Source organism: Haloactinopolyspora sp., assembly GCF_027324685.1.
Classification (GTDB): Bacteria; Actinomycetota; Actinomycetes; order Jiangellales; family Jiangellaceae; genus Haloactinopolyspora.
This window is the reverse complement of the sequence record NZ_DAHVSH010000044.1, coordinates 42,862-54,437: the sequence shown is the minus strand read 5'-3', so window position 1 is coordinate 54,437 and position 11,576 is coordinate 42,862. Positions and strand designations below refer to the sequence as shown.

Genomic DNA, 11,576 nt, shown 5'->3' with positions numbered 1-11,576 from the left:
CTCACTCCGTGGTGATCGCGCGCAGGATGTCCAGCTTCGCCGCACGCCGGGCGGGCCAGACGGCGGCGAGGACCCCGACCACGGCGGCGAGAACGACGAAGACCGCGAGCCGGCCACCCGGCACGGCGAGGATGTCCAGGCCTTCGTCGGCCACGGCTTGCTGAAGCGCCACCCCGAACACGAGACCCAGCGCGATACCGAGGACGGCGCCGAGCACGGCGATGGCCACTGACTCCAGCCGTACCGTGGTCCGCAGCTGCCGGCGGCTCATCCCGACGGCACGCAGCAGGCCCACCTCACGGGTGCGTTCCATGACCGACAGCGCGAGCGTGTTCACGATGCCCAGCACGGCGATCAGGACCGCGAGACCCAGCAGCGCGTAGACCAGGAACAGCAGTTGGTTCACCTGATCACGGGATTGTTGCTTGTACTCCTGCTGGTCCTGAACCGTCACGGTCGGAATGTCGGCGGTCACCTCGTTCAACTCGTCCTGCACGGCCGAGACGTCGGCGCCGTCCTCGAGCACGATGTACACCAGGGAGTCGACGGGCGGCACGCCGCCGTTCTCCAAGGTGCGCTGGCTGGTGATGTAGCCGCCGAACAACAGCGGGCTCTCGGCGTAGACGCCGACGATCTCGACCGGCTCGTCCAATGAGGGCAACGTGAGTTGGACGGAGTCGCCCACGCCCAAGCCTTCGGCCTCGGCGGTCTCCTCGCTCACGAGAACGCCGCCGTCGTCGATGTCGCCGCTGCCGGAGACGATGTCGAGCTTCGCCGCCTGATCGAACGCCTCGGGGTCGAAGGCCTGCAGGTACGTCGTCTCACCGTTGACCAGACCGGGGGCAGCGCGCACCGACACGGTCTGCGCCACGCCGTCGACCTGGGCCGCCGCCGTGGCAATGGCCGGCGAGAACGGCTGCCCGACGGCGTTGGAGACGACCAACTCCGCGCGCACGCCGTCGTCGAGCGCACGGTCGACCGACTCGTTGGCAGAAGCACCGATGATGGAGATCGCCGCGACGAGGGCCATACCGATCATGAGCGCCGAGGCGGTCGCGGCCGTGCGCCGCGGATTGCGCAGTGCGTTCTCGCGGGCCAGGCGCCCGACGGTGCCGAAAACCGACGGATACCAGCCGGCCAGGACCCGGATCACCGGTACCGAGATGATGGGCGCGAGCATCGCCACGCCGACGAAGACCGCGAGGATACCGACGCCGACGATCAGTGCGGCCCTGCCGACGTCGGCGAACAGGCCGATCAGCATGGCAGCCGCGCCGACGAGGACGAGCGCCGAGCCGAAACCGGTGCGGGTGTGCCGCGACGACTCCGGCAGCACGACGTCGTCGCGCATGGCCGCCACGGGCGGAACGCGGGCGGCACGGCGCGCCGGCACGAACGCCGCGATCATCGTCACGAGGACGCCGACGACGTACCCGACGAGCACCGTGCGCGCCTGCACCACCAGGCCCTCGCCGAGCTCGAGGCCGAACGCGCCGAAGACGACCTTGAGCAGTTGGGCCACGCCGATGCCGAGCGCCAACCCGACGGTCGAGCCGACGATGCCGACGATGAACGCCTCGACCAGCACCGAGCGGGTGACCTGTCGGCGCTCAGCCCCGAGTGCTCGCAGCAGCGCCATCTCCTGGGAGCGCTGCGCGACCAGGATCGAGAAGGTGTTGAGAATCAAGAAGACGCCGACGAACAACGCGATGGCGGCGAAGACCAGCAGGAACGTGTTGAAGAACGACAGCCCCTCCTCGATGGCGGTCGCGGTCTCTTCGTCCACCTCGGCCCCGGTGATCGACTCGAATCCGTCCGGCAGGATGCCGGCGATCTCGTCTCGAACCTGCTCGGTGTCGGCATCGTCGGTGGTGGTGACCGCGACGCGCGTGTAGGCGTTCTCCCCGTCGAGGAAGAGCTCCTGCGCGGTCTGGGTGTCGAACACCGACAGGCTGGCGCCGGCGAGGCTGCCGGACTCACCGAACCGCATGACCCCGACCAGTTCGGCACTGACCTGCGGCGTGTCTCCAGTCGAGACGAACCGGACGGTGTCGCCGATGGCGTAGCCGGCCTCGTCGAAGGTGCGATCGTCGAGCGCCACCTCGCCTTCGCCCTCGGGAACACGTCCGTCGATGAGCTCCAGCACTTGCGAGCCGTCGGCGGAGGGGCCGTCGTGCCAGTTCACCGCGATGCCGGGCGCCCCTTGGCTGGTGACCGGTTCACCGTCGGTGTCGAGGACGAACATGCTCTGGTTCTCGATTTCGCCGTCGGCGCGTTCGACGCCGGGCAGCTCGGCGATGCGGTCCACGAGCTCGGCCGGAATGGTCGTGGTGGTGCCGGGATTGAACCCACTGACGAAGTCCGCCTCGACCGGCAGCTCGGGACGCACGACGACGTCGGAGCTCAGGCCGCCGAAGATGTCCTCGAAGGTCTTGTCGATCGTGTCGGTGAACACGTACGAGCCGACGACGAAGGCGACACCGAGCACGATCGCGAAGGCGCTCATCGCCAGGCGCAGCTTGCGCGCGGCCAGACTCTTGAGAGTGGCGCGGATCATGGTCAGCCGGCCTCCGGCACCTGCTGAAGGCCGTCGAAGCCCTTCATTCTCTCCAGGACGCGCTCGGCGGTCGGCTCCATCATCTCGTCCACGATGACGCCGTCACTGAGGAACAGCACCCGATCGGCGTAGGCCGCCGCTGCGGGGTCGTGGGTCACCATCACGATGGTCTGGCCGAACTCGCGCACCGAGCGGCGCAGGAACGACAGCACCTCGATGCCCGACCTGGAGTCGAGGTTTCCGGTGGGCTCGTCGGCGAAGATGATCTCCGGCTTGCTCACCAGGGCACGTGCGCAGGCCACTCGCTGCTGCTGGCCCCCGGACAGCTCGTTGGGCTTGTGGTCGAGCCGGTCGCCGAGGCCGACGGTGGAGATGACGGTGTCGAACCAGGACTGGTCGAGGTCGCGCCCGGCGATGTCGAGCGGAAGGGTGATGTTCTCGCGTGCGTTCAGCGTCGGCACCAGGTTGTAGGCCTGAAAGACGAAACCGATCTTGTCGCGGCGAAGCCGGGTGAGCTGCTTGTCGCCCAGCTGTGTCAGTTCGGTGTCGCCCACGTACACCTGTCCGGCCGTGGCTGAGTCGAGGGCCGCCATGCAGTGCATGAGCGTGGACTTGCCTGAGCCCGACGGCCCCATGATGGCGGTGTACCGGCCCGCGGCGAACTCCACCGTCACCCCGCCCAGCGCGACCACCTGGGTGTCACCGGTTCCGTACACCTTGGCCAGATCGACGGCGCGGGCCGCCGCAGGGGGCGCCTCGAGATCGTTCACCGAACTGCTCCTCGGTCGACTTCCTCGGTCAAGAACAACGTTAAGGCTCGTGACCCGGGTATGGGGTCCGTGCCCAGAGCGGTACGGCAACTCCGCCCGGGGGATGACCGGCTACGTGAACTCATCCGGGAGGATGACGGCCATGACACCGCGTGGCATCTATCTGTTGACCGGCATCTCTGCGGCTGGCAAATCATCGGTCGCCGAGGCCCTCGCAGCGCGTGCGGAGGTCGTTGCCGAGCGCGAGGCGGGTCGGCAGTAGTCGGGCTAGAGATCCTCAGCCGTGCGCGGGCGGAGGAGACCGGGGCTCACAGCGTTCCGGGCTGGACCAGTCCGCTCTCGTAGGCATAGACGGCGGCCTGGACCCGGTCGCGCAGGCTCAGCTTGCTCAGCACGTTGCCGACGTGGGTCTTGACCGTCGTCTCGGACACGATCAACTCCGCGGCGATTTCGGCGTTGGAGTACCCCCGCGCCACGAGCATCAGGACTTCGCGTTCGCGGTCGGTGAGATGATCCAGGCTGGACGGCGTGGGGGAGTCGCTGGCCGGCAGCCGGGTGGCGAACATGTCGAGCAGGCGACGCGTGATACTCGGCGCGACGACCGCGTCCCCGCGGGCGACCGTGCGGATCGCGGTGACGAGGTCGTCGGCCGGTACGTCCTTGAGCAGGAAGCCACTGGCGCCGGCGCGCAGGGCCTCGACGACGTACTCGTCCAGATCGAACGTGGTGAGCACCAGCACCCGCGGCGCCTCCGTCCGGGCCGAGCCGGTGATCGCGCGGGTGGCCTGGACCCCGTCCATCCTGGGCATCCGGATGTCCATCAGCACGACGTCGGGCTGTAGGGCCCTGGTGTCGGCGACGGCGGCTTCGCCGTCGCCGGACTCGCCGACCACGGCGATGTCGGTTTCGGCCTCGAGGATCATGCGGAAGCCGGTTCGCAGCAGTGGCTGGTCGTCGACCAGCAGGACCCGCACCGGCTTGCTCGTCATGTCACACCACCGAGTTGTCGTAGGGAATCCGGACCCGAACCTCGAAGCCGCCGCCGCGACGCGGGCCCACCGCGACAGAGCCACCATAAAGAGCCACGCGTTCGCGCATCCCCAGCAGCCCGTGTCCCTGCCTGCGCCCGTCGAGGACGCTGGCGATCCCATGGCCGTTGTCGGCGACCGTCACCCGCAGCTCCGCGGAATGGTAACTGACATGCACCTGGGCGGTGGACGGTCCGGCGTGCTTGATCGTGTTGGTCAGCGCCTCCTGGATCACGCGATAGGCGGTGAGGTCCACGCCCAGCGGGATCGGTTCACGCTCGCCGTCGATCGTGACGTCCACCGGCAACCCGGCGGCACGCATCTGCTCGGCCAGGCCGGCGAGGTCATTCAGGCCGGGCTGTGGGCTGAGTTCGGCCTCGTCGCTGCGCTCGGCATCGCCGGGCCCGCGCAGTACGCCCACCACACGACGCATCTCGGCCAGCGCCGCGCGCCCGGTCTCCTCGACCGACAGCAGTGCCTCGACGCTGCGCTGCGGATCGCGGTCCATCGACCTGCGCGCACCGGCGGCCTGCACGGTCATCACGGACACGTGGTGGGCCACGACGTCGTGCAGCTCTCGGGCGATGCGGGAGCGTTCTTCGGCGATCGCGGCCCGTACTTCGGCCTCGCCGGCGCGTTCCAGTCGGCGTGCCCGGTCCTCGAGCTCGGCGGTGTAGCGGCGCCGGTTACCCACGGCGCGGCCCACCCCCCACGCCCCGACCAGCACCAGGACGTTGACCATGGCGTTCGGGACGTCGAGATCCGGATGCCCGGGATGCCGGTTCGACGACGCGACGACGTAGGCGATCGTGGACCCGATGTGGGCCGCGGTGACCACGAGCGAACGCGGCAGGCTCGCATAGACGCCGGCGGAGTAGATGGCCACGACGATGACCACGACGGCCGTCGGCACGGCGTAGTCCCAGATCGTGAACGCCAGCATCGCCCCGGCCGTCATCAGCCCGACGGCCAACGGCAGCCGGCGGCGCAAGATCAGCGGCAGCGTCACGGCGGCGACGAGGACCACGCCCCAGGCGTCACCGTCCTGGTACTCGGTGCCCAGCGGATCGACATAGGCGAACAGCAAGATGACCCCGGCGACGAACAACCCGCCGGTCAACACCACGTCCAGCAGCCACGGCGAAACCCGAGGCGGCCGGGCAGGTCGAGAAGTCACACGTCCACGGTAGGGGTCCGATCGTGGGACGCGGCTCGTCCGTCTCGGCGAGGCGGCGTCTCCACCGTCAGGAGGACGCAGCTCGACGCGGTCAGTCAGCTCAGGCGTCGACAGGCGAGGTACGCGGCGACGGTGCCTCGTCGGCCGCGGTGTCCGCTGTGGCCTCGGGCAACGGCGGAGGCGTGCCACCGTAGGCGGGACACAGGGCCTGGTGATTGCACCAGTCGCACAACCGGCTCGGGCTGGGCCGCCAGTCGCGGTTGTCCGTGGCGCGCCGGATCGCCTGCCACAGCGCGGCGAGCTTGCGCTCGGTGGCCCGGAGGTCGGCTTCGTCGGGCTCGTAACGCAGGATCTCGGAGCTGCCGAGGTAGATCAGTTGGAGCAGCCGTGGCACCTGCCCGTACAGGCGCCACAACACCAGGGCGTAGAAGCGCATCTGGAACATCGCCCGCTGTTCGAACCCCTCGCGAGGGGCCCGGCCGGTCTTGTAGTCGACCACGCGCAGCTCGCCGGTGGCGGCGGCACGGTCGAGACGATCGACGTAGCCGCGTAGCCGTAGTCCGGAGTCGAGCGTGGTCTCGACGTAGAGCTCGCGCTCGGCCGGCTCGAGGACCTGCGGATTCTCGAGAGTGAAATAGCGGAGCACGAGGTCTTCGGCGCTGCGTAACCAGGTCGCCATCGCTGAGCCGTCGGCGTCGTCGCTGAACAGCTCGCCGACCGCGGGTTCGGCTTCGAGGAGGCGATCCCACTCCGGGCGGATCATCGTCGCGGCGTGCTCGGGGGTGCGCTGCTCGGCGGGGAGTTCGAACAACCGCTCGAGGACGGCGTGGACGATGGTGCCGCGGGTGGCCTCCGGGCTGGGCGGTTCGGGCAGCCGGTCGATGGTGCGGAACCGATAGAGCAGCGGGCAGGTCATGAAGTCGGCTGCCCGCGACGGCGAGAGCGTGAACGCGCCGGGCAATGCGCCGGGATTGGCATCGTCGGTTCCGCGAGATCCGGACTCGGAGTCGATGGTGGTGCGCGCCGTCATGCGGCGAGCCTAGAACACGGCACCGACACAAGCGGCCCACCGCGCCCGAGCCGGTGCCCGTAGCCTTGTGTCGTGGCATTCGGAGACAGCCAGAGCCTCAAGCTCGGCAGGGTAGCGGGCATACCGGTCCGCGTCAGCCCGACGTGGTTCATCGTGGCCGCGGTCATCACGATCGGTTTCGAGCCACTCGTCGCGCGGTACCTGCCCGACCTCGGAACCGGTGGTTACGTGGTCGCGTTCGCCTTCGCGGTCCTGCTGTACTTCTCTGTCTTCTTGCACGAGGTCAGCCACGCGCTCACCGCCCGGGCGTTCGGGCTTCCGGTCCGGGGCATCACGCTGCATTTCCTGGGTGGATACACCGAGATCGAGCGCGAATCGCCCACCCCCGGCCGTGATCTGGTGGTCTCGGCCGCGGGCCCGGCGCTGTCGCTGCTCCTCGGCGCCGCCGCGTATGCGGGCACCGTCCCCGTCACCGGCGACGTCGTCGAGTTCCTCCTGTACGAGCTGGCAGCGGCCAACCTCGTCGTCGGGGTGTTCAATCTGCTGCCCGCGCTCCCGCTCGACGGTGGGCACATGCTCCGCGCGGTCGTGTGGCGCTTCAGCGGCGACGAGAACCGCGGCACCATCGTGGCGGCACGGTCCGGACAAGTCCTCGCGGTCCTGGTGCTGATCGTGCCGTTCGTGTTGACCGGCGGCGATCCTGGTGTCTTCGCACTGGTGTGGGCGGCGCTGGTGGCGATGCTGCTGTGGTCCGGAGCCACCCGGGCCCTGGCCGTCGGCCGGATGAGAGCACGCCTGCCGGGTCTCGACGTGCAGCGCCTGGCCCGCCCGGCCGCTCCGGTCGCGCACGACGTGCCCGTCTCCGAAGCGCTCAACCAGGCCCGGCGGGCCAAGGTCACGTCGTTGGTGGTGGTCGACAGCGCGAACCGGCCCACCGGGGTGGTCAACGAGGCGGCGATCGCGGCGATCCCCGAGGAGCGCCGGCCGTGGGTGAACATCGGTCAGTCGTCGCGCTCGCTCGAGCCGGGTCTGGTGCTGCGCCTCGGCGTCGCCGGCGACGAACTGTTGCGAGCCATGCGTGCCACACCGGCCACCGAGTACCTCGTCGTGGACGAGCACGAGCGCGTGTACGGCGTGCTGGTCACGTCGGACGTCGATGCGGCCTTGGCCGCCAAATGAGCCCGGCTGCACGAGTCCGGCCACCGGAGTCCGGATAGTCTGCGCGCCATGTCCTCGCCGGAATCCGAGCCCCGAACCATGCCCGAAACCGTCCGTCCGTTTCAGCCGGGTGAGCTGGTCCAACTGACCGACCCCAAGGGGCGCCACCACACGATCACCCTGGAAGCCGGCAAACGGTTCCACACCCACAAGGGGTCGTTCGACCACGACGAACTCATCGGCCAGCCCGAAGGATCGGTCGTCACGTCGACCGGCGGCACCACCTTCTTGGCCCTTCGGCCGCTGCTGACCGACTACGTGTTGTCGATGCCGCGCGGGGCCACGGTCGTGTATCCGAAGGACGCGGCACAGATCATCGGGATGGCTGACATCTTCCCGGGGGCCCGGGTCCTCGAGGCCGGAGTCGGTTCCGGGGCGTTGACGATGTCCTTGTTGCGCGCGGTGGGTCCCGACGGTTTCGTGCATTCGTACGAGCGGCGGGCCGACTTCGCCGACATCGCGCGGCAGAACGTGAAACGGTATCTGGGCGAGGACCATTCGCCCTGGCAGGTGACGGTCGGCGACCTGGTTGAATCCATCACTGACGACCACGTGGACCGGGTGGTCCTCGACATGCTCGCTCCGTGGGAGTGCATCGAGGCCGTCGCGGGTGTGATGGTGCCCGGTGGCGTGCTTTGCTGTTACGTAGCGACGACCACGCAGCTGTCGCGCACCGTCGAGACCGTGCGCGACAGCGGTTGGTTCACCGAGCCGGCCGCGTGGGAGACGATGATGCGAACGTGGCACGTGGAGGGTTTGGCCGTGCGCCCGGACCACCGGATGATCGGACACACCGGGTTCTTGATGACCGCGCGCCGGATGGCTCCCGGCGTCGCGCCGCCGGCTCGACGGCGACGCCCGGCGCCGGCGGCCCAGAACGGCGAGGGCGATTCGACACGTTAGTCCCGCGACGAAAGTCACCTTCTGGCCAATCGTTGATCACGTGCGTGGCGAACGAGGCTTGCGACTGTAGGGTCTGGCTATAGACGACCCCCTTCCGAGGAGGTGCGAGATGGCTTCGTACGACGATGGCTTCGAACACGGGCGCCGAGGCTCGGGCCGTGAGCCGTCCGACATGGCTGGTGAGGTGGCCTTCCTCGAGGCGCGCCTGGCGTCGGTCAACGCGCAGAACGAGCGGCTGGCCGCCACACTTCGCGAGGCCCGCGACCAGATCGTGGCGCTCAAAGAGGAGATCGACCGCCTCGCTCAGCCTCCGTCCGGGTTCGGAACCTTCCTGGTCAAACACGACGACGGCACGGTCGACGTGTTCACCGGCGGGCGGAAGCTGCGCGTCGCCGTCAGCCCCGACGTCGAGACCGACGAGCTGCGCCCAGGCCAGGAGGTCATGCTCAACGAAGCGCTCAACGTCGTACGCGCCTTGGAATACGAGCGGGTCGGCGAGGTCGTCATGGTCAAGGAGCTTCTCGCCGACGGCGAACGGGCCCTGGTCATCGGCCACACCGATGACGAGCGCGTCGTCCGGATCGCTTCGCCGCTGCAGGACACCGGGCTGCGGGTCGGCGACTCCGTCCTGCTCGAACCGAGGGCCGGCTTCGTCTACGAGCGCATCCCGAAGTCCGAGGTCGAGGAGTTGATCCTCGAAGAGGTCCCCGACATCGACTACGCCGACATCGGTGGACTGGCGCGCCAGATCGACCAGATCCGCGACGCCGTCGAGATGCCGTTCCTGCACGCCAACCTGTTCCATGAGCACCAGTTGCGGCCCCCGAAAGGGGTGCTGCTCTACGGCCCGCCCGGATGCGGCAAGACGCTCATCGCCAAGGCCGTCGCCAACTCCCTGGCCAAGCAGATCGCGCAGACCAAGGGGCTCTCGGAGCACAAGTCGTACTTCCTCAACATCAAGGGTCCGGAGCTGCTGAACAAGTACGTCGGCGAGACCGAGCGGCACATCCGGCTGGTCTTCCAGCGTGCTCGCGAGAAGGCCAGCGAAGGCACCCCGGTCATCGTGTTCTTCGACGAGATGGACTCGCTGTTCCGCACCCGCGGCTCCGGCGTGTCCTCCGACGTCGAGAACACGATCGTGCCGCAATTGCTGTCCGAGATCGACGGCGTGGAAGGCCTCGAGAACGTCATCGTCATCGGCGCGTCCAACCGTGAAGACATGATCGACCCCGCGATCTTGCGGCCCGGGCGGCTGGACGTGAAGATCAAGATCGAGCGGCCGGACGCCGAAGCCGCCCGCGACATCTTCAGCAAGTACCTCACCGCCGACCTGCCGCTGCACCCCGACGACGTCGCCGAACACGGCGGCGACCCGGAGGCCACGACGGCCGCGATGATCCAAAGGTCGGTCGAGCGGATGTACGCCGAGAGCGACGAGAATCGCTTCCTCGAGGTCACGTACGCCAATGGCGACAAGGAAGTGTTGTACTTCCGCGATTTCAACTCCGGCGCGATGATCCAGAACATCGTCGACCGGGCGAAGAAGATGGCGATCAAGGACCTGCTCGAGACCGGCACCAAGGGCATCCGGGTCCAGCACTTGCTGACCGCGTGCTTCGACGAGTTCAAGGAGAACGAGGACCTGCCCAACACCACCAACCCCGACGACTGGGCGCGCATCTCCGGCAAGAAGGGCGAGCGCATCGTGTTCATCCGAACCCTGGTCTCGGGCAAGCAGGGCAGCGAGGCGGGCCGCTCCATCGACACCGTCGCCAACACCGGGCAGTACCTGTAGATCGCCCGGCTGTCGCGCGACGCGCCCGGACGCCCTACCGGTGGGCGCCTCGTCCACCGGTAGGGTGCGCGGGATGAATTCCCAACGAAGCATCGGGTGGGGCGTCGTCGCCACCGGAAACATCGCCCACAGCGTCACCGGCGATCTCCAGTTGCTCGAGAACAGCCGGGTGGCGGCGGTCAGCTCGCGAGAACGTGCCCGGGCCGAGGCGTTCGCCAAGGAGTTCGGCATCGATCAGGCGTACGACGACGTCGACGCGCTGATCGACGACGACGCCGTCGACGTCGTGTACGTGGCCACGCCCCACGCCCAGCATTCGGCCATCGTGCGATCGGCGCTCGAGGCGGGCAAGGCCGTGCTGTGTGAGAAGTCGTTCACCACCACGCTGGCCGATACCGAGAAGCTCGTCGCTCTCGCCCGCGAGCGCGGCGTGTTCTGCATGGAAGCGATGTGGACGCGGTTCAACCCGTTGATCGTCAAGGTGCGCGAGCTGGTCGCCGACGGCCGAATCGGCGAGGTGCGCTCGGTCAGCGCCGAGCTGGGCATGATCGGTCCGGACGACCCGCACCACCGGTTGTGGGATCCGGCGCTGGGCGGCGGCGCGCTGCTTGATGTCGGCGTCTACCCGGTCGCCTTCGCTCAGATGCTGCTGGGTACCCCGGCCGAGGTCCGAGTCACCGGGTCGCTGACTGCTCGCGGCGTCGACGCGGAGGCCGGCCTGATGCTGTCCTGGCCGGGCGGCGCCAGAGCGCATCTGGAAGCGTCGCTGGTGTCTCCCGTGCCCGGCGGCGCGGTGATTCTGGGGACCGAGGGCCGCATCGAGATCCCACCGCGGTTCCATTCACCGGCCCTGATCCGCTACGTCCACACACCGGCCCGCGGGGTCGAGGAGCCCGAACTGCACGACGCCGACCGCGAAGGCCGTGGCTACGTGCCGATGCTGCGTGCGGTGGCTCAGGCGGTGCGCGAAGGCCGCACGGAGTGCGCGCAGATGCCGTTGTCCGACACGATCGACGTCATGCGGATCCTCGACGAGGCGCTGCGAAGCCTCGGCGTGCAGTACCCCGATCCCGCCCCGATGAGCTGACGGCGAGCTCC

The 11,576-nt window shown here is 68.7% G+C and carries 9 protein-coding genes; 4 read left to right on the top strand and 5 right to left on the bottom strand.

Annotated features, from left to right (window positions below):
* Position 1: 1 nt before the first annotated feature.
* The 5 genes from M6444_RS05950 to M6444_RS05930 form a co-directional block, all read right to left on the bottom strand.
* Complete coding sequence (locus M6444_RS05950; RefSeq protein ID WP_298324123.1) at positions 2 to 2,557, bottom strand: FtsX-like permease family protein; 2,556 nt, start codon at positions 2,555 to 2,557, stop codon at positions 2 to 4.
* Positions 2,558 to 2,559: 2 nt separating this feature from the next.
* The gene (locus tag M6444_RS05945) at positions 2,560 to 3,327 is read right to left on the bottom strand and encodes an ABC transporter ATP-binding protein (RefSeq protein WP_298324120.1); all 768 of its coding nucleotides are present in this window, start codon (positions 3,325 to 3,327) and stop codon (positions 2,560 to 2,562) included.
* Between the two features lie 308 nt (positions 3,328 to 3,635).
* The gene (locus M6444_RS05940; protein WP_298324118.1) at positions 3,636 to 4,316 is read right to left on the bottom strand and encodes a response regulator transcription factor; all 681 of its coding nucleotides are present in this window, start codon (positions 4,314 to 4,316) and stop codon (positions 3,636 to 3,638) included.
* A 1-nt stretch (position 4,317) separates the two neighbouring features.
* Positions 4,318 to 5,532 carry a sensor histidine kinase gene (locus M6444_RS05935; RefSeq protein WP_298324116.1) on the bottom strand — a complete coding sequence of 405 codons (1,215 nt, stop codon included), beginning with the start codon at positions 5,530 to 5,532 and terminating at the stop codon, positions 4,318 to 4,320.
* A 100-nt stretch (positions 5,533 to 5,632) separates the two neighbouring features.
* Positions 5,633 to 6,562, bottom strand: coding sequence for a PD-(D/E)XK nuclease family protein (locus M6444_RS05930; RefSeq protein WP_298324114.1), 930 nt, complete (start codon positions 6,560 to 6,562; stop codon positions 5,633 to 5,635).
* Positions 6,563 to 6,634: 72 nt separating this feature from the next.
* Between M6444_RS05930 and M6444_RS05925 the strand changes: the two genes are divergently transcribed.
* From M6444_RS05925 to M6444_RS05910, 4 genes are all read left to right on the top strand, one after another.
* The gene (locus M6444_RS05925) at positions 6,635 to 7,741 is read left to right on the top strand and encodes a site-2 protease family protein (protein WP_298324112.1); all 1,107 of its coding nucleotides are present in this window, start codon (positions 6,635 to 6,637) and stop codon (positions 7,739 to 7,741) included.
* Between the two features lie 48 nt (positions 7,742 to 7,789).
* Complete coding sequence (locus M6444_RS05920) at positions 7,790 to 8,683, top strand: tRNA (adenine-N1)-methyltransferase (RefSeq protein ID WP_298324110.1); 894 nt, start codon at positions 7,790 to 7,792, stop codon at positions 8,681 to 8,683.
* Between the two features lie 109 nt (positions 8,684 to 8,792).
* A complete protein-coding gene (arc, locus tag M6444_RS05915) occupies positions 8,793 to 10,478 on the top strand; it encodes a proteasome ATPase (RefSeq protein WP_298324105.1) in 1,686 nt (561 codons plus the stop codon).
* A gap of 73 nt (positions 10,479 to 10,551) precedes the next feature.
* On the top strand, positions 10,552 to 11,565 hold the full coding sequence (locus tag M6444_RS05910) for a Gfo/Idh/MocA family oxidoreductase (RefSeq protein WP_298324102.1): 1,014 nt from the start codon (positions 10,552 to 10,554) through the stop codon (positions 11,563 to 11,565).
* Positions 11,566 to 11,576: the final 11 nt, after the last annotated feature.